Genomic DNA, 26,772 nt, shown 5'->3' on the forward strand with positions numbered 1-26,772 from the left:
GCAAATTGACATCTCCCATATCCAATAACATTGAGCAGTCAACATGACCGACGTTTTGACTAATGAACCCCATTTAACGCGAATGGCCGGTCGTCGGGTACTAGTGACTGGATCTAGCGGCTTCATCGGAAGTCATTTGATCCGCCGCTTATCTCTTGCAGGCGCCAAAGTGATCGGCCTTGATATAAAGGCCGAACGCGAAACAATTCCGAATGTTACCTACATTAATGGTGATGTTCGGAATATTGGCGCGGTCGATATGCCAGAAATCGACGAGATATTTAACTTAGCGGCAGTGCACACCACGCCAGGACATCCAGATCATGAATACTACGACACGAACGTACATGGAGCCCTAGAGGTAACGAAATTGGCAGAACGCCATAATGTACCTAAAATTATCTTTACAAGCTCCATTTCGATTTACGGCCCCTCTGAAGACCGAAAAATTGAAACAACTAATCCAGCCCCTATTTCCGCCTACGGCAAATCAAAGCTGATGGCGGAAGAAATCCATCGGGCATGGGCACGTCAAAGCCAAGAACGATCACTAGTGATCGCTAGGCCTGCGGTTGTTTTTGGAGCGGGCGAAGGCGGAAACTTTGCTCGCATGGCCGGTCTACTGAAAAAGGGATTCTTCGTATTTCCGGGCCGACGAGACACCATCAAGTCGTGCATCTATGTTGAGGATCTAATCGATCTAATTTTGATTGCTGGTGGTAAGCCAAATCAGTCAATTACTCTAAATGGTAGCTATCAGGAGTGCCCAACTCTTGAAGAGATTGTGACTTTGCTTCAAGCTCGCTACTTCCCAAGCGCCAGACTTATTGACGTGCCACAAGATGTCGTGATGGCAGCGGCGAAGGGTTTGTCGACGCTCAATGGTGTCGGGATAGGAGTCCACCCCGACCGCGTCACCAAGCTGGTCCGCTCGACTCACGTGTTTCCGGGCTGGGCATTAGAAAATAACTTACTCGGCGTCGGCAGTTTTTCGCGAGGAATAGATCGCTGGGCGGCAGCTACGGGCGGCACCTTCATCTAATTGCCGATAAGAACGGCAGGGCGAATTCGACAACGCGCCGGAATTCAGATCTTCGCTGGGCGAAGCTGGCCGCGCATAGGGGATTAAATGACCGAGGCTTCGGCAGCCGAGTTGCATAACCGGCGCATCCTTTACCTGGATGGCTGGCGCGCCCTCGCGATTTCAGCAGTGATATTTGCTCACTTCGTCAACCATTCTGGCATAAATCTCGGCCGCTTCGGCGTTGAGATGTTCTTCGTTCTATCTGGTCGACTTATGGGCGAAATACTATTCATCCGAAAAAGTCCATTAGATAAGTTTTTCTTACGGAGAATTAGCCGCGTCTGGCCAGCCCTCTTTGTATTTGTTACAATTTGCCTTTTCGTTAGCATGGCAACGGGCCGCGGCGGAGTAAGCGTCGCGGCCTGGATTGCCGCAGTGACATTTACAACAAACTACGCTGTATATTTAGGCATAAACTCTTCCTGGATTCATCATACTTGGTCGCTTTGTGTCGAGGAACACTCATACATTCTACTTGGCGCGATTGCATTTGCATCAAGAAGAATCCCTATACCAATCCTGCCAACCTTATTTGCAATTTCGGGCCTTATGATTGCCAACGGCCTAATACAGACTATTGCAGGCCTACAGTATGATGAAGTTTATTGGCGCTCCGACGTGCGAGCGGCTTCAGTTATTTTGGGCGCGGCTGCGTATCTATCCATGCGCGACAAACTACCAGGACCTTGGGTATCACTTACGCTCGGGGCAGCGTCTTTGGCTCTGAATGTGGATGCGGTGCCGGATCCAGTTAAATACTCGCTAGGCACGGCGTGTTTAGCCTTTTCAATAGCTGCACTTCCTGCCGCAGCACCTTCAGTTCAGGCCACGCTATCTAACAAATATCTGCTGTTTATCGGCACCATAAGCTACTCACTTTATCTGTGGCAGCAGCCGTTTTACAAATTTGCCGTAAGCTTGCCGATAGCCTTTTCGGTGCTGATGATTGTTCCCGCGACAGTTCTTGCATACCTGAGCTATCGCCTTATTGAAGAACCGGCGCGAACTTTCTTAAATTCGAGATTTGCTTCAGCTCGCATGCAGGCCCGCAAGAGAGGCTGAACCGCTCCTGGGCTTGCCAGAGGATATTTGGTTTGTCTCACGCCGCATGGCGGGCGGGACCTTCTGACGTGCCTCTGAGTTTCATCCAGCGGCGACCAGAGTTCTTGGGCAGGTACGCCTCGCAGCGTGGGGAGCAAAGGCTGAACCGCGCAAATTTAATAGTGCACGCGGGTCGGCCTTTGCAGGTCAGGCTGGCGGCAAAGGCTTCCGGGGTGACCATAGCGGGAGGCGCACGCCGAGCGTTCAGGGTTGTCCGCTCGCGCGCGACGCGGCGTCGCGAGATCGACGTGTCGGAGATCACCGGCAGGCACTCACGGGTGACGTCATCGAGCACTTTGATAATGCGGATGCGGACGCCCTTGGCGAACAGGTCGTGCACAAAGTCCATCGACCAGCAGGCGTTCGGCTTGGCATCTATCAGGATCGCCGCCCGCATGCCGATGTCGCGACGACGGGTGCGTCGGTCGCGCACCGTCAGGCATTCGTCGCGGTGGATTCGGGGCGTGTCCGAGGGCTCGCCCTGACGTCGCAGCAGCACGACCAGCCGCGGCTATAGCCGAATTGGCAAGTGTGCGTAGCCGCTCGCAGCGCCGTGTGCAGCTCTCGGCAGCCACGATGGCGCACCGATTTGCGGTCCGCATTGATGATGGAGCAGGTCCCCGCTCCTCGCCCTCGAGCGCCGCGTTCAGGTAGGCGGTGGGCCGGCAGATCGTAGCGGGGGCTACCACTATTTATAGCAGATCGGTCAACGCCGCCTCGTCGAGCATGGTGTGGGCCAGCAGGAGCTTCAGCTTTTGCCTTTTCTCTTCCAGAGCCCCAAGGTATTGGGTGCCCGCGACGTTCACCCCGCCGAAGTTGGCTTCCCGGCATAAATCGTGCCTCTCGACACGCCGTGCTTGCGCGTTAGCTCGCCCGCTTCGGCCCCGGCCCCGTTCTCCCGCAGGATCCCGATTACCTACTCTAGCGTGAATCTCGCTCTCTTCATTCCGTCCGCCCTAGCAAGGGCCGGGCTCTAGCGCCGCGCGTAGGAAATTTTCAGGGCAGTTCAGTCAGTCAAAAGCAAGTCTTTGCTTAGTGAGCTGCTTAGGACTCAGAAGTGCTACGATGGGCTAACTAAGACACCAATTTGAGTTGTATTGCAGGTGAGGGTCCGCGTCCTGGCACCGCCACAGATCACCGGTGCCCTCAGAGGCTTTACGGATCCCGCCGGCGGCGCCTTACCTACTATCGCTTCTTCAAGCCTATAGGAGCCCGGCCTCACGATGGATGGCAAAGGCATATCATGAACGATCGTGCGCATTCGGCCATCGTCATATCCGTCAAGGGAAAGGGTCTGCTCCGAGAGTATAGCCCCGCTGCCATTAGCTTTAATGGTCGAACGAAGATTGAGACCCCTAGCCGTTCCCCTGGGAGAGCGCAGGCGAGAAGTCACTCGGATCGACGGCTGTCCGGCGAACAGAGTGACTTGGCCTCCACTTTCAACGCCGCCCAAAGAGGCAGCGCCAAATAACACACGGGCCATATCCCCTGGTGCACTATAGCGGTAAGCGCTGGGATCAGGGGTGTACGCACTGCCTCCGCAGAGGTGCCCCCCATCTGCAGCCTCGCTAAACTGGCAAACACGCACATAATCGATCTTAAATGACTGCGGAAAGTAGGATTCATCAATGCCGTGGCGGCCAGCCCAACTCCCGCCGACTGCGAAATTTAGTAGCACATGAGCAGGCGCAGCCAGCGCGCCCGATTTGTTGAGCCAAGCGTAGGGTCGACGGTAGAGCACCTCGCCGTCGAGCAGGACTGTATACTCGTTGGGTGTCCAAACCAGCCCGAAGACGTGCCAGTCTTCACTCAAATCCTGATCACCAACATACGACTTCAGCGTTGTATTGTATAGCGGATGCGTCTGGGAATACGTAACAGCTATACCGCGGGGCGTGTCGACTGCCGCGGAGTGTACCATATTCGGCAAATCTTCTTTGCCGTTCACGACATACTCCATGACATCAATTTCTGGCGGCCAGCTGAGAGCGCCCGATGCGTCATAATCGGAGTTTAACCAGAACGCTGGCCAAATGCCCCGCCCCTTCGGCAGCTTTACGCGCACCTCATAGTAGCCGTAGTAGAATGTCTGCAGCGAGCGGATCATGCCGGACTCGTAAGTGCCATCTCCGGCTGGCCGAGCCACCAGGTCGAGCACGCCGCTGCTTACCACGTGGTTGTTGTTGTCGCGGTAACGCTGGATTTCGTCGTTTAATTTGTCCTGCCGCTCGTTGTTGTAAATGTACCGAGTCGCCCAAGCGGCGCGATTCAGCTCGGCACCGTTGAACTCATCCTCGAACACCACCACCCAACCGCTCGCTAGAGCCGGAAGTGGTAGATTGATCAGCACTATTAGGAGAGCTGAAGAAAGTAGACGTAGAATCATACGCATCACTGACACAATCCACTGCTTCAGTTGAACGAGGATCAATAAACGCGCTACCTTGGCTTCGGCCATTCAACATCAACTGTAACGCTGGACGAATTGCCTCTGCCACTCGTTTATGGTGACGCTCAAACAGAAAATACACTACATATGCAACCAAGTGCGCGGTTAGGATGGCAGCCAAATAAGCGGGCATTAAGGCACCGGGCCACAATTCAAAGAACGCAACAAGCACAATGTTGTGTACGAGATACAAGCTGTATGAATAGGAAGAAATAAAGCCAGCTACACGCTTAAGTCCCTCCAACACTTTACCGCTCAGCTTGGCTGACAAGGACAAACCAAAGATCGACATTGCGATAAATATGGCTGTTTGCGTGCTGTAAGCCAGATTTGTGCCTTCCACAGCCTTGCCCGCGAGCCCTATCGCTCCGACGAAAAATAAGCACTGAAAGAAGCGGCTCCGGTATGGCCGCGCCTCCATTGCCGACCATAAGGCGCCAAAGCCAGCGCCAACGATCCACGTCAAGCTTAGCCCAGAGCCTCCGCCTGCGAATAGATTCCAAGCGAACACAGGCAATCCCAGCGCCCCGGCGACCGCAACCGGGAGAAATTTGGTCCGCTGACGGGCAATGACGATAAACGCAAACAGCCCCGCAACTACATATATCCAGAATTCAATAGCCACAGTCCAAAGCGGCTCGGCGGCGTTATACGAGCGGACGTAATAAGGCCAAACGTTCAAAAACTTCGATGCGGCTTGAAATAGCGGGTAGTCATTAAGGAGAAACAAGTTACCGAAGAAGGCGGCGACTCCTTCGTTTACTCCTTTTTGCCCCCAATTCCCGTCAATAATTAACACATTCGCTACTACCGCCAGTATTAACCAGGTATCAGGGGTGTAAATATGCGGGCTATCCTGTCAGACAAGAACGGAACTAGGCGATTTTCGCCGGATCTTAGGTGATTGATTATAGATACGCAAATAAGCATGCCGCTAAGCAAGAAAAACACGACCACACAATACCCGCCTAGCTGGTGAACTGGCCAGGAAAGATCAAATATGAGCCGGGTATGAGCGATAACAACAAGATTTGCTGCTAATCCTCTAGCAAGATCTAGGAACACTGACGACGTTTCCGTCAACCGAACCTTAGGGTTTCTAGCTGTGGCTGGCTTATTGTCGATCATAATCAGGCCCTTATTCTTCGAAGATGTAGGAACAATCCAACATTAAGCTCTGCACTCGCACATGCCCCAAATTCACGGCTCATTGGAAGCCGAAGCCGAAGCGGCTACACTTGGGCCACGGCCTTTCGAAGGAAAGCTGGCCGGGCGGACGGTACGTAGCGCCACTTGATCAGCTTGGTTGAGAGCAAGCGCGGCGTCGCAGTTATAGCCAGCACCCAAAACAGCAGGATAGCCTGTGCTAGGCTGGAGTTCCCCTGCGGCCGCAGGGCTGCGCTGAAGGCGTCACAAATCAACTTCAAGCGGCCGTCGCCTTCAATCGGATGTTCATTCGGCGTCAAGGCCAAGCTCGACGCTCGAAGCGAGCAGACATTAAGACTTCTGCGAAACGCTTGTGGCCTCACCTGGACGCCGTTACGCGCAGCTACATCCGCGCTAAATGCGGAGCGTCTAACCGCCCGCCGGACCTCATTGCTAAACCTCGATTCATTAAGTGTGGACATGGCCGCGATATTACGGCCATGGACGCGGTAAGAAACCAGCGGCTTAGGTATAGTGATGACATCGCCTAAAAATGGTGCGGTCGACAGAAAATAGCTATCCGTGGCTCGGTCCATGGCGAGATCAAGTGGAAACAGTTTATCCAAAAATTTACGTGTGTAGACGTTACCCGATCCTGGAGGGGTCGGGTAAGACCCTGCAGAAGCCGCCCACTCACGGATCTGAACTGGCGTCGGCGTGAAGCGGTATTTAGGGAACACATTTCCTAAGGGGCGGCCTTCATGGTCCACTGTCTTCATCTGCACCTGCACCTTGCTAGTCTGAGAGGTGAGGACTGCGACAACCTCTCGGACCAGAGACGGGTCAACCAAATCATCGGAATCGAGAAAAATTATTAAATCACCAGTCGATGCCGAGTAGCCATCGTTGCACGCTGTAGCAGGACCTCCATTTTTCTTAAATATCATTTTAACTCGCCCAGCGTAGCGTTCAATAACTTGCCGGGACTGGTCTGTAGAGCCGTCGTCGACAACTATTATTTCCACATCAGGCCAATCCAACGACAATGCACTTTCGATGGCGCTTCCGATAAATTCGGCATAGTTGTAATTGGGTATAACAACTGAGACTTTATTCACGTTCACCAAGTCATCCCCCTATATTGGCAACGATTAATACAACCGGCTAGGCACGACTTGAAGCGCGGGACCTCACAAAGCCCAGACCTAAATCTACCAGTTCGCGCAGAAGTCTGCGATCTAGCATAAATAGCATGCCCGAGAAAGCTGCCGCACCTAAAGGGATCATTACCACCAATCGCGGTAAAGCCGGCAGGCTATCAGGGAGCAGCATGCGTACTCCCAAGACTACGATCGCCATGCTTGCCCCCGACGCCAGTGGCGCCCTAATTTGTCTGAACTGATCTGCTATGCTTAGTCCAGTGACATGCTTCAGCAGAATGGCAAACAGGGGCGCGTAGATCAGTTCACAGCTAATCCAAACACCAACCGCGACGCTAGGAGTTGATAGCTTAGTGAGGAATATTGCTGCAAGCAGCCAGGCCAGACCAACCCCATAGCTGAGCATGACGAGATGGGGACGCCCCACGGCAGTTAAGATGGGAGGTACGAAAAGCCGCGGCCCCTGCAACAGCACAAGGAAACCTAATGCAGTGACGTAGGGGGCGGCGGCAAGCCACTGACGCCCGAACAGGACTTCGATCACCTCTGGCGCGGTCATACCTAGGCCGACAAAGCAGGCATAAAGTACCGTACAAGCGAGGGCGACGGCCTTACCATAGGCGCGCCGCAAGCGCGGCAAATCGTTCTGTAGATTCGACATCATCGGCAGGATCACCTGCTGAAGGGCTGTGGCTGACAGTGACCAGAATGTGTCGATCGTTCGGAACGCAAGATTCACAAACCCAGCGGTGCCCGCGCCTAGATAGATGCCGGCCGCAAAGACGAACACCCGTTTGATGGCGAAATTGATAAACAACGCACTGACCGAAAGTGCTCCGAACGCTGTCAATTGTCTAATCTCGGACAATCCAAGCTGGAACTGCGGGCGGTTTCGGCTAGCTATCCAAAGCACGGCCGACCCCAAGTACACCATCATCAGCTGTTGAACGACCAAGGCCCAAATCCCTGCCCCCATGAAAGCCGCAACAATGCCAATCGCCGCCCCGGCCAATCGCCCGGCGAAGGATCGTAGCGCCAAAGCCTTGAACCCGAATTCTCGCCGCTGGCGCGCCACCAATGTAGAGGTCGCGCCCCCTGCCAAGTAACTCAGACTCATCCATCCCAAGACCGACCCAGCATCGGGCTCGCGAGTGAGCTGGCTAAATAGCGGCCCCGCCGCCCAACACGCGGCTACCAACACCACGCTGATAGCAATCGATGCGGTAAAGGCGGTGTTGAAATGACGCTCAGTGATGTCACGACGCTGCACCAGGGCGTCGTGGAACGACATATTGGAAAGTATGCCTATCAGCTCGACCACTGCCAGGACCATCGCGAAAAGGCCAAACTGCGCCGGCGGCAACAGACGCGAATAGATGACAAGGGAGGCGAAGGAAACGAGCGAAAGACCTCCACTCTCGAGCGCACTCCAGAAGGCGGACTTTGACGCGGTCGCACGATCAACGGCCATGATGGTCTCCATTCAAGGCCTTCGCCTGCAGGTATTACGAAGCGACCTGCGAAGGCGCGCGCCTGCGCATGCGCGACACGATCAAACCGAGCGGAGCCAGAAACTCAGACCGATTAAAACGAAAAGCGATTAGACTTGGCACCATCCTTGCCGGGCAAGATAATAGCAGAGTCAGCCAAACTACATTTGCTAGCTTTGACTTGGCACTTGCGCTCTGGCTATCGACTAGGCGGCAGGCGCGTCGCCACAACCCCCCAATACTATCGCCTTCATGGCCAGGATAAACGTCACCTAACTTCTGGGCCATAAGGCGGTAGTTAACAAACACTAGCTCGCCATCCAGAAGGTTGCCGGTCGGCAAGGGCACTCCCAAGGATTTTGCCCTTTGGCGAAGAATATCGAATTCAGCTATGCGGAAGCCGATGCGGCGGCCAAAGTCAGGATGACGTTTGGCCTGCCCTGTCGCGTCTTGGCGGCTACGGTTAAGCCCGTGCAGTCGATACTGCCCCAAGGGCCGAGTAATCGTCACCACGTCGCCGTAGAGCGGAGCTAGGGTGTTAAGCACCCCATCTTGCGACACCGGCGGCTCCATAGGTAACATTTCGTCTAGGAAGCTGCGGGCGTACGCATTGCCGGAAGTCACTGGCCATAGGTAGGTGCCTGTACGCTCGAAAGACTCCCGCACCTCCTGCACCCCATAGGGTTCAGGGAAGTTGCAAAAGCGGCGGCCTAGTCGGTCGCCGTCGCTGTTAATGATCTCGAGCTCGAACTGAGCCTTAACTGTGCCGGGCGTCCATGCCGTTAGAATAGCATCCAAAGCTCCGTCTAATAATAAGTCATCGGCGTCCAAAAACAACACGATGTCGGCGCTAGAATGTGAATACCCTATGTTTACAGCAGCAACCTTCCCCATGTTAGGCTGGATAACCGGCACGACTTTTGTTCCATAGCGGCGGATTATCTCCGCCGAACTATCAGTCGACCCATCGTCTATAACTATAATTTCGGCTGCCTCGCGGCTCTGATTCAAAACGCTGTCAATAGCGACGCCAACGTAACGCTCGTAATTGTAGCACGTGATGACGACCCCAATGGAGGGACTACCCTTCGTCATGAAGCACCTCGCCCGGAAAGCCGCAAAACTGCGGTTGTCGTTCTGTGATTTTGGGCACGCAACGAAGCAACCGAGGGGTTGAGCACCACCAGTAAAAGTAGGAGAGCGCAGAAGTCAGACTGCAATAACAAGCCGCCGGAAGCTAGCCAAGCGTATAGCAGAGCGATTCTTACAGACCACGAAATCGCCCTCCCCGCAAATGTCGCGGCTAGAAATAATACAATCGTACAGGCTCCTATGAGCCCATATTCATAGATAAGTTTTGCCCAAGTGGGATCAAATATTTCGTACTTCACGTTTGCGAGTATGATCGCTTGGTCAATCGTGCCCGGCCCGTGCCCTAGGGTGGCGGCCCATGCCGGGTACTCGAAGCCCGCTTTCACCAAGTTGACGGGCGCGACGAAGCGAGCGTAACCGCTGGTCCCGACCGTGGAGAACTCATCCAACCGCCCAACGAAAAACCAAAGATTCAACGAGTCGGCAAGGAGGACGAATAGTAAAAGCCCACCAGCTATGACTACAAAAGCACGGCCAAACGCTTTCATTCCAGTAGGAACAAGGAGGCCCACCAGAAGGATGAATATCCCCGTGCCGGAATACGATAGAGCCATTGCAAGGCCAAAAACAGCCATTCGCCACGGTCTCTTCAAGTAAATTAGCTCGATCAAAAGAGCTATCGCCATAATAGCTGAGAAGGACGATGGCTCCCGAAGAAAAACGCCGTTCGCCTTCATGACGCCGCCAGCTGAGATCACAGTGTTATAATTACCGCCAGCCCGCAAGAATTCCGGGAAAAGTTGCTTTACGTCAAAAAGCCATGGCGCATGGATCGCGAATTGCAGAGCGAACTGCATAATTCCCACAAACGCGAGGAATAGCGACAGACTCCCATAACGTCGCATGCAGAAGTCCATCCAGCTCCGCGAACTCACCTTTGGATGAAGCCGCAATATAAATGGCGCGTACAACACTAGAAGCAGCGATAACGAGCCTGTAGATGCGCCAGGATTGATCGCAGTTGACAACCAAGCAACAACTGCGACGGCGCCATACAAAGAAAGGGACGGCAGGCTGACCATAAAGGTGCGCGTCCATAGACCGAAAGCGACCAGGCCATAGATCGCGACAAGGCTAAACTTTAGCGGGAATCCACCCACCATCAGCCCAAGGTTGCCTAAAAATAGTATTGAGACAAAAACAGCGGTAACTGCTGTTTTTGCTGAAGGCGTCATCTCGAAAGAATGCGCAATTTTATTATTGGCATTGGGCGCGGGTGCCCCCATCGCAGCTAACGACATGAGCGGCCACCGTCGAGCTTGGGAACGGTCGCGACGCCACGACGTGAGTTTAGGAGCGCATCATAAAGCGCTCGTGTGTTCTGTCCGATATTTATCCAAGAGTTGTCTACAGCTGCCCCTTGAGGGACTGGACGGACGACAACAGTTTCTCGTATTGCGTCAGCTAGGGCTTCGATATCCTCTGGCGGTGTCAACATCCCCTCAAGACCATCTTCCAGGACTTCAGCGAAAATGCCAACACGGCTCGCAATCGTCCACTTGTTGAATGCTCGCGTAACATAGTACACGCCACTGGCGTCGATGGCCCGATATGGAAACAGGAAACAGTCAGCTTCCTCGAACAGCAAAAACATCTCAGCTTCGCTAAGGCGGCCAAGACGCAGCTCGACTATGTCGCCGATCCCATGCTTAGCGATGGCCTCTGTGATCGGCGCCATGTCCATATGCGGAGCTCCCGCAACAACTATACGCGCCTTTCCACGCAAATCTGCCGCTACAAGGCCGACCGCTGCGATCAGAATATCGAGCCCTTTGTAAGGCTTAATCTGGCCGAACATGACGAAGGTCCACAACCCATCATTACGGCGTGGCGAGCTTTCAGATGTCGGCGCTTCAAGCGACAGGGGGCCGTGATCAACGACCTCAATGCGCTCTGATGGGACGCCTCGCGCTTCGAGCGTGCGACGCGCCGACCGAGTATGCACGATAACCTTGTCGGCCAGGCGAATGGGGAGGTCAAAGCCCAGATTTTGGAATAATGACATTTTCTCCCCGTTGAACGGGTTGGTGTCGTGCACTGTCACCACCACTGGCATCCGCCATTTCAGCAGGCAGATGAAAGCTGCATCGACCACAGGCAGAACGGTCCACTGGAAATGAGCGATATCGTGCCGATGCGCCATGCCCAGGACACGAAGCAGCCCCGCAATATGTGACAATGCCTTGGCTGGCGCCCGCAGAGGGCGAGGCAAGAAGGTAGGCCTATCAAAACGACGATAGAATATCTTCTTTACCTTGCCGGCTGGAGCAAAGTTTGCCTCGTTATGCCGTTCCGGTCGTGTCGCCCACGTCTGAGACACACCTGCCGCTTCGAGTCCCGCCGCCAAGCCCGTGTTATAGGGCGCAGTAAACAGCGATGGATCGAGTAGCAGGGCAGAAATACGAGTTCCTGTCATGTAGCACCCGAAGATGCCAAGCCCTCTCCTTCCATTAGAAGAGGTGCCGCCCAGCGCTTTTCACGGAACTTCACGAAGCCCCACAGAAATCCAATAGACCAAGCCGAGTGCATCACGAAGGCTGCAGGTCCGGCGAGCAACCCACAGATCGAACGATGCTTGAGGGCAAGCATCGCCCCAGTAGCGGCCAATATGGAGATATAAATGACAGGCCAGGCTACCAACACAGGATTCACCGCTACGCCTGCGACCACAGAAACAATTGAAAAAACTAAGTGCGCGGGTAAGGCTAACTGCCGCATCCGGACTGACGTTGGGTGGCGACGCACAGTTCTCGACCGACCAACACCGTAGTTAAAATACTGCCGCCACATTCCTAGCAATGAATCGCGTGGATAGTATTCTTGTCGAATATTGGCGTCGAGATAAATTCGCCCGCCAGTAGCGCGTAGGCGGCAATCATATTCAGCGTCCTCATTATGGCTGTACGTCTCGTCATAGCCACCGACACGGCGGAAGCTGTCTATGCTGAAAGCGGCGTGATGCCCATGATCTACATAGCCGCTCACCCGTCCAGCGCGGTGCGCAGAGCCGCCGGTGCCTACCGGGGTATTTGACACCCACGCGACAGCCTTCTGCAGACAAGCCTCTCCAACAGAGTCCATCGGCACCACAACGGAATCGGCCTCTTCACGGGCGAGCGTGGCCACCAAATGCGCCACGAAAGCACGAGGATATGCTCCGTGCGCATCACAACGAACAAGAATGTCCATTCCACTGCCAAAGCGCTGAACGGCCAAATTTACTGCGGCGCTCTGAATTCGACGCGGATTTCTAAGAAGGTATAAATCCGGAAATTGGGCCGCTAAATTTTCGACTGCTTCAATGGTGCCATCTGTGCTGCCGCCATCTGCAACGACAATGGTCGTCCGCATACCTCGTGGGCGATCCTCAACAAGCCGTTGAAGAATTCTACCTATAAATCGAACCTCGTTCAGCGCCGGCACCACCACAAGCACATTGGGAAATGCAGGTATATGCGCGCCCAGCCCGCCTCCCGCCGACGCTTGCTGCCCGAGCCCCACCACTTCGCGAACTTCAGTCATTGCATTCGGCCCATTTGTTGCCGCTCGCTACTGCAGAAGCCAATGGGTCCTCCATCGAGCGTTTCAGAGGCATCATCCTCGTCCGATGCCGGAGTATTTGAACCCGCGCTTGATCATATCTTCGGAGCGATAGACGTTCCGCAGATCCACCAGCACCGGCTGTCTCATCAGATCCTTGATGCGATCTAGGTCCAACGCCCGGAACTGGTCCCATTCGGTAATGATGACCACAGCGTCAGCGCCTTCCACGGCGTCATAGGCGTTGGCCTTCATCTCGACGCCCGGCAGGAGCTTTCCGGCCTCGTGCATGCCTTCGGGGTCGAAGGCCTGAACCTTGGCGCCGGCGGCGATCAGGGCCGGGGCGATGTCCAGCGAGGGGGCGTCGCGCATGTCGTCGGTGTTGGGCTTGAAGGTCAGACCCAGAAGCGCGACCGTCTTGCCGGAGATGCTCTCGCCCAAGGTTGTCTCGACCCGGCCGGCCATGGCCTTCTTGCGGGCGTCGTTGACCTCGACCGTGGTCTCGATCAGCTTGACCGGAGCCCCATACTGCTGGGCAGTGCGGACCAGGGCGATGGTGTCTTTAGGGAAGCAAGAGCCGCCGTAGCCAGGGCCAGCGTGCAGGAACTTCGACCCGATGCGCTTGTCCAAGCCGATGCCGCGCGCCACCTGCTGCACGTCGGCGCCGACGGCTTCGCAGAGGTCGGCCATTTCGTTGATGAAGGTGATCTTCATCGCGAGGAAGGCGTTGGCGGCGTATTTGATCAGTTCCGAGGTGCGGCGGCCAACGAACTGAAGCGGGCTCTCGTTCAGGTTCAGCGGGCGATAGAGTTCGCTCATCACGTCTTTGGCGCGCGCGCCAATGTCGCCGTCGATGTCGTTGACGCCGATCACGACCCGGTCGGGGCGTTTGAAGTCGCCGATGGCGGCGCCTTCGCGCAGGAACTCAGGGTTCGAGACGACGGCGAAGTCGGCGTTAGGATTGGCCTTGCGAATGATGGCCTCGACCTCGTCGCCGGTGCCGACGGGCACGGTAGACTTGGTCACCACCACGGTGAAGCCTTCGATGAGGCCGGCGATCTCCTCGGCGGCAGCATAGACGTAGCTCAGGTCGGCATGCCCGTCGCCGCGACGCGTGGGCGTGCCGACAGCGATGAAGACAGCGTCGGCGTTGCGGATGGCTTCAGCGCCCTCAAGCGTGAAGAACAACCGGCCTTCCTTGACGTTGGTCGCGACCAGGTCGTCCAGGCCGGGCTCGAATATGGGGATTTCACCCTTCTCCAGCCGTTCGATCTTCGAGGGATCCTTGTCGATGCAGGTCACGACATGCCCGAAATCGGCAAAACAGGCCCCCGAAACCAGGCCGACGTAACCCGTTCCGATCATAGCGACGCGCATATTGGTGTTCCCCGATGAGCCACTCTTGTCATATCTCGCTGCACCGCAACATGGCAATGGGGATAGGAACGCGGAACGCCGGATAAGGCCGAGCCTCATCCCTCTTCAAACAGTTACACTTATGCGCTTAGTTAAGGCCGCCAATATCACGCGCGCTGCGTCTTAATTTCCGCACCAAACATTTAGCAATTTTGAATAATTCACTGATTGATCCGGCTTAAATATTTCCATCAGCGAGATCGACTCACCCACTTCCCTGCATCACGATCCGCTAAATAGCACTTCGACTCTCGAAAATATCTACATAGGCGCCCTCATTACAAAATATATATTACCCATCTTATTTCAGCCTGGCGAGCTACGTCGAGTTTGCTAGAGCTTAACACCACAACTTTCGAGGCTCGACTGCCTGATGACAGCGCGCAAGTAAGCACCGTAAGGACTCTGGCGGAAATCCCCCGCCAGCGCCTCCAGCTGTCCCGCATCGATGAAGCCCTTCTGGTAGGCGACCTCCTCAGGGCAGGCGATCTTGAAGCCCTGCCGCTGCTCCAGCACACGCACGAACTGGGCGGCGTCCATCATCGCGGCCGGCGTGCCGGTGTCCAGCCAGGCGTAGCCCCGGCCCATGATCTCAACCGACAGCTTGCCGCGCTCCAGATAGATGCGGTTGACGTCGGTTATCTCCAGTTCCCCCCGGGCGGAGGGCTTCAGGTCGCGAGCGATCTCGACCACGTCCTTGTCGTAGAAGTAGAGACCCGTGACGGCCCAGTTCGACTGGGGCTGGGCCGGCTTTTCCTCGATCGACAGGGCGCGCATGTCCTTATCGAAGGCGACCACGCCGTACCGTTCCGGATCGTTGACGTGATAGGCGAACACCGTCGCCCCCTCGGGCCGGCTCATGGCCGAGGTGAAAAGAGCGGTGATGCCCTGGCCGTAGTAGATGTTGTCGCCCAGGATCAGGGCCGACGGATTGTCGCCCACGAAGTCCGCGCCGATGATGTAGGCCTGAGCCAGGCCGTCAGGGCTGGGCTGGACCGCGTACTGGATCTCCATGCCCCACTGCGAACCGTCGCCCAGCAGGGCCTGGAAGCTGGGCACATCGCGCGGGGTGGAGATGATCAGCACCTCGCGGATGCCCGCCAGCATCAGGGTCGACAGCGGATAGTAGATCATCGGCTTGTCGTAGACCGGCATCAGCTGCTTGGAGGTGACTAGGGTCATCGGATGCAGGCGGGTACCCGATCCTCCGGCCAGGATGATGCCCTTCATGGGTGGGTCCTTTCGGCGTGGAGTTCGTGGACGATCTCGGCGACGGCGGCCTGCCAGGGGCGGGGCGCAATGCCGTAGTCTCGGGTCAGTTTCTCGGTCGACAGGCGCGAATTGGTCGGGCGTTTGGCCGGGGTCGGGTATTCGCTTGAAGGAATGGCCTCGACCGTTGCGGATGGACCGCCGGTCGCGGCGCTGAGGGCGAAGATCTCGCTCGCCAGCCCGGCCCAGGTGGTCTCGCCGGCGTTGACGAACTGATAGACGCCGGTCGGGGCGTCTGGGTCGGCGATCATCGTCAGGGCGATGGTCTTGAGCGTTTGGGCGATGTCGCGCGCCGAGGTCGGGCAGCCGTGCTGGTCGCCCACCACCCGCAGGGCCGGTCGGTCGGCGGCGAGCCGCAACATGGTCTTGAGGAAGTTGGCGCGGTGGACGCTGAGCACCCAGGCGGTGCGCAGCACGACCGAGCGCGGATTGCCCGCCCGCACCGCCAGTTCGCCCGCCAGTTTGGAGGCGCCATAAACGCCCAGCGGCCCGACCGGATCGGTCTCGACATAGAGACCATCCTTGGACCCGTCGAACACATAGTCGGTCGAGACCTGGATCAGCGGGATCCCCGCCTCGCGCGTGGCGTCAGCCAGCACCGCCGGCCCCATGGCGTTGGCGGCGAAGGCAGCGGCGACCTCGGTCTCGGCCTTGTCCACGGCGGTGTGGGCGCCGGAGTTGATCACGGCGGCGAAGGGGGTGGCGGCGAAGGCGGCGCGGACCGAGGCGGCGTCGCCCAGGTCCAGCTCGGCCCGCGTCGGGGCGTGCAACACGACGCCTTCAGGCCAGGCGGTGGCCTGAAGCTCCAGTCCCACCTGACCGGCCCCGCCCGTGATCAGGATGTGGACCGGATCAGCCATTGGCGACACCGAGACGTTGGGTCGAATAGCGGGCGTCGAGGATGTCCTGCCACCAGGACTGGTTCTCCAGATACCAGGCCACCGTCTGTTCAATGCCCTGTTCGAAGGTCACCGACGGCGTCCAGTCCAGATCGGAGCGGATCTTGGAGGCGTCGATGGCGTAGCGATGGTCATGGCCCGGCCGATCGGTCACATAGGTGATCTGATCGGCGTATTGGCCCTCGGCCTTGGGGCGCAACCGGTCCAGGATCGAACAGATGGCGGTGACCACCTCGATGTTCTTCTTCTCGGCGTTGCCGCCGACATTATAGGTCTCGCCCGGCGTGCCGGTCTCGAACACCGCCTGAAGCGCGCGGGCGTGGTCCTCGACGAACAGCCAGTCGCGCACGTTCGACCCGTCGCCATAGACCGGCAGGGGCTCGCCGTTCAGGGCCCGGATAATGATCAGCGGGATCAGCTTCTCGGGGAAATGATAGGGGCCGTAGTTGTTGGAGCAGTTGGTCACCAGCACCGGCAGGCCGTAGGTGTGGCCCCAGGCCCGCACCAGATGGTCCGACCCCGCCTTGGACGCCGAATAGGGCGAGCGGGGATCATAAGGGGTGGTCTCGGTGAAGAAACCGTCCTCGCCCAGCGAACCGAACACCTCGTCGGTCGAGATATGGTGGAAGCGGAAGGCCGATCTGGCCTCCTCATCCAGCCCGCGCCAGTAGCCCAAGGCCTGGTTCAGCATGACGAAGGTGCCGACCATATTGGTCTGGATGAACGCACCCGGCCCGTCGATCGAGCGATCGACATGGCTCTCGGCCGCCAGGTGGGCGACCACGTCGGGCTTGAACTCCCGCAGGGCCTTGGACACGGCCTCGGCATCGCAGATGTCGGCCTGGACGAAGGCATAGCGGTTGCTGGAGGCCACAGGCTCCAGCGCGCTGAGCCCGCCCGCATAGGTCAGCTTGTCGTAGACCAACACCTCATGGTCCGTATGCTCGATAAGCCGCCGCACGAGGGCCGAGCCAATGAAACCGGCGCCGCCGGTGACCAGGATACGCATCAGCGGTGCTCCGGCGGCGCTTGCAAGGGCGCAAGCGGGCGGCCGTCGTACTCGAACGGACTGTCAAACGCGGCCAGGGTCGGCAGGCTCTTGTCCTTTTCGGACAAGACTGCGCCTGAAGCCGGTAGGGGCCAGTCGATGCCGAGGGTCGGATCGTTCCAGACGATGCCGCCATCGCAGTCCGGCGCATAGACGGCGCTCACCTTGTAGGCGACCTCGACATCCGGTTCGAGCGTGACGAAGCCATGGGCGAAACCGACCGGCACGAATGACTGCTCCCCGCCCTCGGCGGTCAGCTTGGCCGCCACGTGATGGCCGTAGGTCGGCGACCCCCGCCGGATATCCACCGCATAATCCATGATCGACCCACGCACGCACCGCACCAGCTTGGCCTGGGCGTGCGGCGGCCGCTGATAATGCAGTCCCCGGATCGTGCCCTCAAAGGCCGAGAACGATTGATTGTCCTGAACGAACCGCACGTCGATGCCGGCCGCCAGCGCCGCCGCGTCCGAATAAGTCTCCATGAACCAGCCGCGTGCATCGCCGAAACGACGGGGGCGGAGGAGAGTTACGGATCCTGCGCTTGATAGCGCCATGCTGCGAAAGCCCTTTTCCCGATCCCCACGACGTCTCTCTGCTACTCAACTCGCACCCGCGAAGCTAGGTGTTGCGCGTCAGGAGGTTGTCCATCTGACGCAGACCGAGCAAGCTGTTCTCGCGACACAACTCTTCGACCAGTGCCGCGGCGGAGGAACGCCAAACCTTTCCCGCCAGGGAACACGCGACATTTTGACATCCACTTGCCTGCTGCGCAGACATCCCGGGAGATTGCCCGATGCCAAATCCGACTCATCCCCCCCTTCACAATAGTCCCAGAGGGATGACGATCGCCGAAGCGGCGGCTTGGGCCGGCATAAGTCGAGCGTCCTACGACGCCGCTCGACGCCGAGGCGATTATCCCGAACCCACCCTGCCCGGACGCAGGATCGATCGAGTTTTGCTTGAGCAATGCATGGACCGCCTTAGCGGCATCACACCCCAGAAGGATTTGGACGATCCGTTGAGCGCCTGGGAGCGCAAGCGTAAGGCACGTCAAGCTCAGGGGCGCTAAAAGGGTCAGGAGGCGGTCGAGCGACGGCAGCGGGTCGATCTGCACCCAACTCGCCGAGACCATCGGCTGACCGACCGATTCTGACGGCCTTACGCCGACTTCGGTTTTCGCCCGGCAGTCAGAACCTTCAACTCCGAATAGCCCTCGGGCGGCGACGCGAAAAACTCGGCAATTGCGACGTTTAGAACTGTCGCCAGCTTATCGAGCATATCCACGCTGGCGTTGCCCAGTTCGCGCTCAAGCTCGCTCACATACGCCCGATCGACACCAGCGTCGGCAGCCAGCCGCTCCTGCGACACGCCGCGCTCGGTCCTCATACGCCGTAAATTCCATGCCACCAGCGCTCGCCCGTTCATGGGCCTAAGCGCCAGATTCAGCCTACGTTAAACCACGGGATATAGCCTACAGATTAAATCTGGAGGACATCATGACCGATAACGGAAAGAACGCATTCGGCTGCATTGGATTGATCGGGGCGATTATCCTTGTTTGGGGCAGCATCCATGTCATCGGCCAGGGCTTGGAAATCGTGCGCGATCCAAAAGGTTACGTCGCAAGGCAAAAAGCCGACGCTGCCGAGTATGCCGCCGAAGAGCAGCGTAAAGCCGACGCGCTCGCCGCTGAGGAGGAAAGGCAGGAAGCGCGCTATGCCGAGTCGGAGCGTCGGGCGGCCGAGAAGCGGGAGAAGGAAGACGCCTGCATCCGGGAGTTTGACTACGAGACCTGCCGCCGGATCTACAACCCGACGACCGAGGAGCTAGAGGCCCAGATCGCCATCTCTCAAAGAGCAAATCGGATCGCAGAGGCCTATGAAAGGTGATGCGCCCTTCGGCAAAACAGGTCTTAGCCAGCTCATTCCATCTGATTTGAGGCGTGAGCTTGCCTCGCCCAAATCACAGGAGTGCGATGCACTACAACTTCGATTTGATTGCGTCGTTCGCGCCCCGGGATTGAATAGAGCACTTCGCGGCCACGAGCTTCGCGCGCAAGTCGACCTCGGTTTGAAAGGCGGTCGACGGCCCGGCGAACTCTAAGAACCCAATCCTTGTCGACCTCGTGAACGTGTTGCGCCTCGAACATTTTCAGAAGGTCTTGGTGGCGCAATGCGTCACTCGCCCTTGCTAAAAGTTTGCAAATCCAGCGTGCGTCACTAGCCACCTGACGAGCAGCACCGGAGCATTCATTAGCGATTACAACGTGATAGAAGAACTGAAGATTCGCGTGCTCCTGACATGATGGTGTCCCTTCACGTGACAGTAACACGCGACCGACCGGTTCATCCGTCAATTCCAGAAGCCGACTCAACCAACCCACTACCGTCACCGTGACGGGACCAGCACCTCGGCCATCTTCATGGCCATCATCATAGGGTTGAACCACGATTTCGTCGATGAGGGCGCGCAATCTATCTCGGGCGCGCGCCGCCTCGGAATCTGGCCGGCTCAGGAGTTGCTGCAAGTTAGATATAGCAGATTTCAACGCCTCAATGATCTCCGGCGTCGATTTGGTGGTGGGCATCAAGGCTTCAGCTTGGCGCGCTTTTCGCCTCGTTGAATCAAGCTCCACAAGGGCTTCTTCTAGATCCTGCCGCAACATGGCGGCGCTAGCCGACTTGTGGTCCATCTCAGAGAGTTGCCCACGAATATTGGCCGATTTCACTTCCAACACGCGGGTCCGAGCTATAGCCCGATCAACCGTCTGACGCTGCTCCTCGCAAGAGCGTTGCGCTTCTGCGCGATATTCTCCGACCACCTTATCGAGCAACTCGGCGTCCAAGAGACGGTGGGCTAGCCCAGCAAGAACGGCTGCCTCTAGGTCCTCCCGTTTGGTCCTGCGATTATTATCGCACCCGTTCCCTTTTAGCGCACGCCCGACGCAGCCAAGAGCGTTGGACAGCACATTGTATTTTTCCCCACATCGCCCACAAATAATCTTGCCGCTGAATAAGTATTCAGGCTTACGACGCTTATGGATTTCTTTGGCGCTGTCGACTTGACCATCTGAAAGCATATCCTGCACAGATTGGAACAGGGCTTTTTCAACGATAGAAAGCTCGGGTTTTTGAACTATTTGTTGCTCATCCTTATCGCCCGGCACCACAAACATTCGATTGCCGCGCTTTGAATCGGACTCGCGCTTGGTGCGCCGCCAGACAAATTCTCCATTATACAATCGATTTCGAAGTATGCCGCTTCCATACCTGCCATTGCCCAAGATGACTCCAGGGTTCCAAGTCTTACCTCTCGGCGACTTTATCCCATCCGCATTCAACCCCGCTGCGATAGCAAGAGGCGAGAGACCGGCATCGAATTCGCTGAAAATGCGACGAACCACTTCCGCTTCGGGTTCAAACACCTTCCGAAGTCCATTTCGACCTGTGCCGTCATATTCCTTCCTGTAGCCATACGAGATCGAACCACACAGCCGTTGATCCGCAATGACCGCATTCTGGCCCCGTCGGACTTGCTGCTTGAGCTGAGTTAGGTCCTCCGCAGCCTTCCACACCGAGAGCATCATCCCCGTGTCATCGAGGATCGATTTACTTCTCGCGACGTAGATTCGAATGCCGTTGGCTTTAAGAATATTGTCGTAAATCTGATAGCAATCAGCACGGTTACGGCTTAGGCGTTCAAGCCCTTCAACCATCAATACCGAGAACTCTCGGTTGCAAGCCGCTTCGCACAATCGAAGATACCCCTCGCGCTCGCTCTGCGATCCACTGATGCCTTCGTCTTTTTCGGAGCGGACAACTTGCCATCCGTTTTCCGCCGCGATGGCACGCAGCATTGCGGTCTGGTCGTCAGCCGATTTGGGGTTCTGGCTATCGGTAGAGAAGCGGCTGTACGTCGCCACACGCGTCCCGCGGGCGGGGAAAGAGCCGATATTCATTCCCCCTCCCGCCCAAGCATGAGTTTTACGTCGCCACGCGCCGCCAAGCGCGCAATCGACACCAGGATTGGGAAAAGCGACTGAACCTCGACGTCACAATCTTGAACCCCTGAGGCGATGGCTAAGTCGTCAAGGCGTTGCAGGACTTTCGTGTAGAGAGGGGCGGCGACGGTTCTGCTGACGACCTGCTGTGGTTCATTACTGGCGCTCACCGCCCCACCTCCTGAATTGGAATACGAAGGGTCAAAACGAGCGATCGGAGGGTGACGGCTGGATCAAGCGACCACGCAGCCACCTCACCGTCGACAAAGCCGATAGCCATATGTCCAAAGATGGCGACAGCAATGTCGCGCTCTCCGAGGCGAAAGCGCATGGTTCTCGACCGATCGTCCGTCATTCGCAGGAAGAAAGCAGCGCCTTCGGCGCGCGCTCGCATCAACGACGAAAACATATCAATCATGGCTACCGCCCCCGTGAGCGGGTTTCCCGCTTTCGTAGGGCAGAGGGTGCGTCACCCCATGCAGTAAATAATCGTCCGGCAGCGTGACCAGGCGATCCAGGCGCGGATCCTTGGCCAATTCTGCACGGAGCCATTCTTCGCTAATCCACGGGCTACGTCGCTCCACTGTGCCGTCACACAGGAGGGCGCACAGGTCGAACAGATACCGCTGCATCAGACGACCTCGCCAAAGCTGAAGCCCGGCTCGCCCTTGAGGCCGGCGGCGAAGAACATTCCCGCCCTAGACGGCTGAACACCTGCCCCGGCGATGCTCGCCTGTGTCGGGACCTCGACACGCGGGCGGAGCCTACGCTCCCCACTGGCGTCGTCGCGCTCCGAGGCCTCCGCATCGATCCTCTCTCGGACGAGGTTGATCCACGACGACACGTCAGGGACCGGCAACTCCGGCCCCTGACGTTCGCGCAAAATTTTACCTGTTCTCAGCTTAAACTGGCTCATCGCCCTCTGGGCTTGGCCGCCGCTATCATGCTCATTCATGGCAGTTCCCTGGAAACATCTGCGCTTAGAATGATCAAGATCGCGGATACGTCAACAAATTATCGCATTGAAAAGATGTCGAAAATAGCGCTAGGCAGTCAAGGCGGATATAATTCAACGAAGCCAATAGGATGCTGTCCTCCGCGAAAAAGAGACGATTTACCGGATCGTTCAAATGCAAATCGTGACACGTTTTTTTCTTGATTGTCCGACATCGCGGTCATAACTGACTGCGCTGTTCGGCGACGTTGAGCCGGTATCGCAAGGCATATCGCTGTGGGCCTCCCGCAAAAACTTCCAGCCCGGCCGCTTCCTCACAGCACCGAGCACCAACGCTTCCAAGCGCTCGCATCGAGGTCTCTACAGATCGAGCGCCGCGCAGATGGAAGGCTCGGCGCCTCCACGGCCTGGCTGCCGGATCGACACGACCCCAGCGCTCAGGAGCGGCGGTTGGAGCGGCCGCCTGCCGGAACTCCCAAATACGTCCCGGAAGCTTGGCCTGCCCTGCTCAGCCAGGAACAACTGTCGGCCTATGTGGGGATGAGCAAACAGGCGCTGGAGCGCATCCTCACCGTTCGCCCGCTGGATATGGGCGCGCGGCGCATCCTCTATAATCGCGCGCACATCGACGCTTGGTTGGCGACCCTTCCCCAACGGGGTGCGCCCCCGGAGCCGCCAACGGCGCAAATCCAGACCGAGGCGCAAGGCGCAAGTCGAGCCGATGACGCCCTTGAACGCGTAAGGGCGCGCGCGGCTGGGCGCCGGGCATGACGGAGAACGCGGGCGAGCCCATTCGATATGTTCAACGCAACAGGCGTGACGGCCGCACCTATCTGTACTTTCGCAAGGGCGCACACCGAGAGGGCCCTCTCCAGTCGCCTGACGGCTCGGAAGAGTTGCGCGCCGAGGTCGCGGGCATTCTTCGCCGTCTCAAGGCCGCAGAGACCGCCGCGAAGTCGCCACGGCCCAATACGATCGGCGGCATGCTGGCGGCCTATAACAAGTCGGCGGAGTTCCTGTCGAAGGCGCGATCAACGCAACGCGCCTACCAAGACTATATCGACGAGATGAGCGCGGACTTCGGCGACGTGATGCTGTTCGAAGTCACCCAGGCATGGCTGCGCAGCCTGCGCGACGCCTGGGCTCCGCGCGGCCACCGCGCCGCGAACAATCGGATGCAGGTGTTGAAGAATGCGCTCGCCCCGGCGATCGACGATCAGACCGACGATCGGATTTCCGGCGATCCGTTTCTGAAACTCGCAAAGGTCAGCCGGCCCCATGCCCTCGGAGAGCCACATCCGGCCTGGACGGATCACGAGATCGCGGAGGTGATCGCCGAATGTCTCAGGCGAAATCTGCCAGGCTTGGCGCGGGCGGTCGGCTTGGGGCGCTACGCGGGCTTTCGCCGCCAGACGATCTGCGCTCTTCCGCTATCCGCGAGGGTGCCCAGCCGCGCCGCTGACGGATCCGAACACATCCGCCTGCTTTGGATTACAGAGAAGCGAAAGGTCGCTTGCGACAAGCGGGAGGACCCCCGGCTCACGGCGCTGCTGGAGAGCACGCCCAATCGCGGCCCCACCGTCGCTTACAATGATCGTGGACAGCCGTTTCGAGAGCGCGGATTAAATCAATCGTTGGATCGCGTATTGGTTCGCTTGGCCAAGGCGGGGAAGGTTCGGGCCGGCGTCAACGCCAAGGGGGAACTCACCTGCCCCTTGGATGTCCACGGCCTGCGACATGCTCGAGGAAATGAGATCGCCGAGACCGGCGGATCCGACGCGGAGATCATGAGCCATCTCGAACACGCCACCGATCGGGCCGCCAAAATATATCGGCGCCAGGCGAACCGCCGACACCTTGCCGATGCGGCTCAAGAGCGGATCGATCAATCAATCCGCGCCAAAATGAAAAAATCGCCCGCGAGCGAGGGCGATTCCGAGGAAAATTGAGGCTGTAAAAACCAGTGTAAAATGGCTGTAAAAAACAGCCTGTCGCCTCGAAAACGGAACGGCGGCCTTCCGGCCTAAGCGTATGATTTTCAAAGGGAAAGAGATGGCGCACCCGGAGCGATTCGAACGCCCGACCCCCAGATTCGTAGTCTGGTGCTCTATCCAGCTGAGCTACGGGTGCGGCTGCCTTGCGGCGAGGGCGGGTCTTTAGCGGTAGAAATCGGCGGGCGCAAGCGGGGGAGTGCAGTTTATGCGCGGTCGACGGTTGGCGCGGGCGCGGGGACGGCCTAGGTCGGAAGGCGACGCCCTCCCTCGTCCGGACAACGCCATGTATTTCTTCCGCCGTCGCCTCGCCGCCCTGCTGATTCCTGTCTTGATCGCCGGGTGTCAGACCGGCGTGCTCGCGACACGGAGCGCGGCCGAAGCGAGCACGCCGGTTCAGGCCCCGAAACGGGCCCAGGCACAAGCCCAGACAATGGCGGACGCCCCGGCGCGCGGCCCCTTCGTGGCGGCGGCCAATCCGCTGGCGGTCGAGGCGGGGATGAAGGTGCTGCGGCGGGGCGGGTCGGCGGTGGATGCGGCGGTGGCCGTGCAGGCGGTTCTGGGGCTGGTGGAGCCGCAGTCGTCGGGCCTGGGCGGCGGGGCCTTCCTGATGAGCTATGAGGCGGCCACGGGACATGTGACGGCCTATGACGGCCGCGAGACGGCGCCGGCCTCGGCCACGCCGGAGCTGTTCTACGAAAACGGCAAGCCGCTGAGCTTCATCGACGCCCTGTTGTCAGGGCGTTCGACCGGAGCGCCGGGCGCGGTGGCCATGCTGGCCATGGCGCAGAAGGATCACGGCAAGCTGGCGTGGCGCGATCTGTTCGGCGAGGCCGAGCGGCTGGCGCGCGACGGGTTTGTCGTCAGCCCGCGCATGGCCGGCATGATCAACGGCCGCGCGCCTCAGGCGCGCAGCCGTTGGGCGCAGGCCTATTTCACGCGACCGGACGGCGCACGCTATCAGGCCGGCGACGTCCTGAAGAACCCCGCCTACGCCCGGACGGTGGCGGCCCTGGCCGAGGAAGGCCCCGGCCTGTTTTACGGCGGTCGCATTGGTGACGAGATCGCCCGGACCGTGGCCGAGGGACCGCGCCCCGGCGGCCTGACCGAGGCCGACATCGCCGCCTATCGCCCCTTGCGCCGCGACGCCCTGTGCCGGCCCTATCGGATCTATGTCGTCTGCGTTCCGCCGCCGCCGTCCAGCGGGGTGGCCCTGTTGCAATTTCTGGAGATGGCCGAACGGACGCCCGATCTGCAGAGGGGCGCCGACAGCCCGGCGGCCTGGGTCGCCTTCGGCCGGTTACAGCGGCTGATGTACGCCGACCGCGACCGCTATGTCGGGGATGCGGACTTCGTCGGAGTGCCGATCGCCGGCCTGCTGGATCCGGACTATGTCGCGTCGCGGGCTGCACTGGCGCCGAGCCTGAACGGCCCGGCGACGGCCGGCGCTCCCACGGGCTCGCCCCCGCGCGGCGAGGACCGGACGGCCGAGCCGGGCGGCACCTCGCACATGGTCATCGTCGACGCAGAGGGGAACGCGGTCAGCATGACGACCACGGTCGAGAGCATCTTCGGCAACGGCCGGATGGTCGAAGGCTTCTTCCTGAACAACCAGCTGACCGACTTCTCCTTTACGCCGCTGGAAGACGGCCATCCGGCCGCCAATGCGGTGGCGGCGGGCAAGCGGCCGCGGTCGTCGATGACGCCGGTGCTGATCCTGGATCGCCAGGGCCGTCTGGTGGGGGCCATCGGCTCGCCGGGCGGGTCCAGCATCCTGGCCTATGTGGCCAAGGCCCTGGTGGGGATCATCGACTGGGACCTGTCGGTGCAGGAGGCGATCAATCTGCCCAATCTGGTGGTGCGGGGCGAAATGGTCGGCGCGGACACCGCCCTGATCGCGCCGGACATCCGCGACGCCCTGGCGGAGGCGGGGATCAGCCTGCGGCCCAATGCGACCGAGACCTCGGGCCTGCACGGAGCGATGTGGCGTGACGGCCGATGGGACGGCGGCGCGGATCCGAGGCGAGAAGGCGTGGCGGTGTCGGAGGTTCGCTGACGTTCGGCGACCC

25 protein-coding genes and 1 tRNA gene are annotated in these 26,772 nt (G+C 58.6%); 6 read left to right on the plus strand and 20 right to left on the minus strand.

From position 1 onward, the window contains the following. Positions 1 to 43: 43 nt before the first annotated feature. Both ACW170_RS03455 and ACW170_RS03460 read left to right on the plus strand, forming a co-directional pair. Entirely contained in the window at positions 44 to 1,042 is a 999-nt protein-coding gene (locus tag ACW170_RS03455) for an NAD-dependent epimerase/dehydratase family protein (protein WP_492088297.1), read from the plus strand. 87 nt (positions 1,043 to 1,129) lie between these two features. Beyond that, positions 1,130 to 2,146 (plus strand): acyltransferase family protein, encoded by a 1,017-nt coding sequence (locus ACW170_RS03460; RefSeq protein ID WP_492088298.1) that lies wholly within the window; start codon positions 1,130 to 1,132, stop codon positions 2,144 to 2,146. A 37-nt stretch (positions 2,147 to 2,183) separates the two neighbouring features. Here the strand turns inward: ACW170_RS03460 and ACW170_RS03465 are convergent, their stop codons facing one another. The 16 genes from ACW170_RS03465 to ACW170_RS03540 form a co-directional block, all read right to left on the minus strand. Beyond that, on the minus strand, positions 2,184 to 2,684 hold the full coding sequence (locus ACW170_RS03465; RefSeq protein ID WP_492088299.1) for a hypothetical protein: 501 nt from the start codon (positions 2,682 to 2,684) through the stop codon (positions 2,184 to 2,186). 561 nt (positions 2,685 to 3,245) lie between these two features. After that, complete coding sequence (locus tag ACW170_RS03470; RefSeq protein WP_492089132.1) at positions 3,246 to 4,577, minus strand: glycoside hydrolase family 16 protein; 1,332 nt, start codon at positions 4,575 to 4,577, stop codon at positions 3,246 to 3,248. Then, positions 4,474 to 5,433 carry an acyltransferase family protein gene (locus ACW170_RS03475; RefSeq protein WP_492088300.1) on the minus strand — a complete coding sequence of 320 codons (960 nt, stop codon included), beginning with the start codon at positions 5,431 to 5,433 and terminating at the stop codon, positions 4,474 to 4,476. Before ACW170_RS03475 ends, ACW170_RS03470 begins: the two co-directional genes overlap by 104 nt. Positions 5,434 to 5,453: 20 nt before the next feature. Further along, positions 5,454 to 5,762 (minus strand): acyltransferase family protein, encoded by a 309-nt coding sequence (locus tag ACW170_RS03480; protein ID WP_492088301.1) that lies wholly within the window; start codon positions 5,760 to 5,762, stop codon positions 5,454 to 5,456. 104 nt (positions 5,763 to 5,866) lie between these two features. Beyond that, positions 5,867 to 6,904, minus strand: coding sequence for a glycosyltransferase family 2 protein (locus tag ACW170_RS03485; protein WP_492088302.1), 1,038 nt, complete (start codon positions 6,902 to 6,904; stop codon positions 5,867 to 5,869). A gap of 40 nt (positions 6,905 to 6,944) precedes the next feature. Beyond that, a complete protein-coding gene (locus tag ACW170_RS03490) occupies positions 6,945 to 8,411 on the minus strand; it encodes a lipopolysaccharide biosynthesis protein (protein ID WP_492088303.1) in 1,467 nt (488 codons plus the stop codon). A 34-nt stretch (positions 8,412 to 8,445) separates the two neighbouring features. After that, positions 8,446 to 9,525: a glycosyltransferase family 2 protein gene (locus ACW170_RS03495; protein ID WP_492088304.1), complete on the minus strand. Its 1,080-nt coding sequence runs from the start codon at positions 9,523 to 9,525 to the stop codon at positions 8,446 to 8,448. Then, positions 9,522 to 10,823, minus strand: a complete 1,302-nt coding sequence (locus tag ACW170_RS03500) for a hypothetical protein (protein ID WP_492088305.1) — start codon at positions 10,821 to 10,823, stop codon at positions 9,522 to 9,524. The genes ACW170_RS03495 and ACW170_RS03500 overlap by 4 nt, the downstream gene beginning before the upstream one ends. Then, positions 10,814 to 11,998 carry a glycosyltransferase gene (locus tag ACW170_RS03505; protein WP_492088306.1) on the minus strand — a complete coding sequence of 395 codons (1,185 nt, stop codon included), beginning with the start codon at positions 11,996 to 11,998 and terminating at the stop codon, positions 10,814 to 10,816. The genes ACW170_RS03500 and ACW170_RS03505 overlap by 10 nt, the downstream gene beginning before the upstream one ends. Then, positions 11,995 to 13,104, minus strand: a complete 1,110-nt coding sequence (locus ACW170_RS03510; protein WP_492088307.1) for a glycosyltransferase family 2 protein — start codon at positions 13,102 to 13,104, stop codon at positions 11,995 to 11,997. Before ACW170_RS03510 ends, ACW170_RS03505 begins: the two co-directional genes overlap by 4 nt. Positions 13,105 to 13,176: 72 nt before the next feature. Next, positions 13,177 to 14,499 (minus strand): UDP-glucose dehydrogenase family protein, encoded by a 1,323-nt coding sequence (locus ACW170_RS03515; protein ID WP_492088296.1) that lies wholly within the window; start codon positions 14,497 to 14,499, stop codon positions 13,177 to 13,179. Between the two features lie 372 nt (positions 14,500 to 14,871). Then, entirely contained in the window at positions 14,872 to 15,768 is an 897-nt protein-coding gene (rfbA, locus tag ACW170_RS03520) for a glucose-1-phosphate thymidylyltransferase RfbA (RefSeq protein ID WP_492088308.1), read from the minus strand. Beyond that, positions 15,765 to 16,667 (minus strand): dTDP-4-dehydrorhamnose reductase, encoded by a 903-nt coding sequence (gene rfbD, locus ACW170_RS03525; protein WP_492088309.1) that lies wholly within the window; start codon positions 16,665 to 16,667, stop codon positions 15,765 to 15,767. The genes rfbA and rfbD overlap by 4 nt, the downstream gene beginning before the upstream one ends. Next, positions 16,660 to 17,715, minus strand: a complete 1,056-nt coding sequence (gene rfbB / locus ACW170_RS03530) for a dTDP-glucose 4,6-dehydratase (protein ID WP_492088310.1) — start codon at positions 17,713 to 17,715, stop codon at positions 16,660 to 16,662. The genes rfbD and rfbB overlap by 8 nt, the downstream gene beginning before the upstream one ends. After that, positions 17,715 to 18,239: a dTDP-4-dehydrorhamnose 3,5-epimerase gene (gene rfbC / locus ACW170_RS03535; RefSeq protein WP_492088311.1), complete on the minus strand. Its 525-nt coding sequence runs from the start codon at positions 18,237 to 18,239 to the stop codon at positions 17,715 to 17,717. Before rfbC ends, rfbB begins: the two co-directional genes overlap by 1 nt. Positions 18,240 to 18,915: 676 nt before the next feature. Next, positions 18,916 to 19,143 (minus strand): helix-turn-helix domain-containing protein, encoded by a 228-nt coding sequence (locus tag ACW170_RS03540; RefSeq protein ID WP_492088312.1) that lies wholly within the window; start codon positions 19,141 to 19,143, stop codon positions 18,916 to 18,918. Positions 19,144 to 19,253: 110 nt separating this feature from the next. Here ACW170_RS03540 and ACW170_RS03545 point away from each other — a divergent pair, with 110 nt between their 5' ends. Further along, the gene (locus ACW170_RS03545) at positions 19,254 to 19,646 is read left to right on the plus strand and encodes a hypothetical protein (RefSeq protein ID WP_492088313.1); all 393 of its coding nucleotides are present in this window, start codon (positions 19,254 to 19,256) and stop codon (positions 19,644 to 19,646) included. A gap of 32 nt (positions 19,647 to 19,678) precedes the next feature. Here ACW170_RS03545 and ACW170_RS03550 read toward each other — a convergent pair whose 3' ends face one another. The 3 genes from ACW170_RS03550 to ACW170_RS03560 form a co-directional block, all read right to left on the minus strand. Further along, complete coding sequence (locus tag ACW170_RS03550; RefSeq protein ID WP_492088314.1) at positions 19,679 to 21,715, minus strand: recombinase family protein; 2,037 nt, start codon at positions 21,713 to 21,715, stop codon at positions 19,679 to 19,681. A gap of 208 nt (positions 21,716 to 21,923) precedes the next feature. Then, positions 21,924 to 22,175: a hypothetical protein gene (locus ACW170_RS03555; RefSeq protein WP_492088315.1), complete on the minus strand. Its 252-nt coding sequence runs from the start codon at positions 22,173 to 22,175 to the stop codon at positions 21,924 to 21,926. Between the two features lie 213 nt (positions 22,176 to 22,388). Continuing rightward, on the minus strand, positions 22,389 to 22,712 hold the full coding sequence (locus tag ACW170_RS03560; protein ID WP_492088316.1) for a hypothetical protein: 324 nt from the start codon (positions 22,710 to 22,712) through the stop codon (positions 22,389 to 22,391). Positions 22,713 to 23,162: 450 nt separating this feature from the next. On the opposite strand from ACW170_RS03560, the gene ACW170_RS03565 reads away from it, so the two are divergent. Next, a complete protein-coding gene (locus ACW170_RS03565) occupies positions 23,163 to 23,483 on the plus strand; it encodes a hypothetical protein (protein WP_492088317.1) in 321 nt (106 codons plus the stop codon). Continuing rightward, positions 23,480 to 24,661 carry a site-specific integrase gene (locus ACW170_RS03570; RefSeq protein ID WP_492088318.1) on the plus strand — a complete coding sequence of 394 codons (1,182 nt, stop codon included), beginning with the start codon at positions 23,480 to 23,482 and terminating at the stop codon, positions 24,659 to 24,661. The genes ACW170_RS03565 and ACW170_RS03570 overlap by 4 nt, the downstream gene beginning before the upstream one ends. A gap of 104 nt (positions 24,662 to 24,765) precedes the next feature. On the opposite strand, the gene ACW170_RS03575 is transcribed toward ACW170_RS03570, so the two are convergent. Then, positions 24,766 to 24,842 (minus strand) — tRNA-Arg (locus ACW170_RS03575). A 147-nt stretch (positions 24,843 to 24,989) separates the two neighbouring features. Between ACW170_RS03575 and ACW170_RS03580 the strand changes: the two genes are divergently transcribed. Further along, on the plus strand, positions 24,990 to 26,759 hold the full coding sequence (locus ACW170_RS03580) for a gamma-glutamyltransferase family protein (RefSeq protein ID WP_492088319.1): 1,770 nt from the start codon (positions 24,990 to 24,992) through the stop codon (positions 26,757 to 26,759). Positions 26,760 to 26,772: the final 13 nt, after the last annotated feature.

The organism is Brevundimonas sp. FV2ps16 (assembly GCF_058681075.1).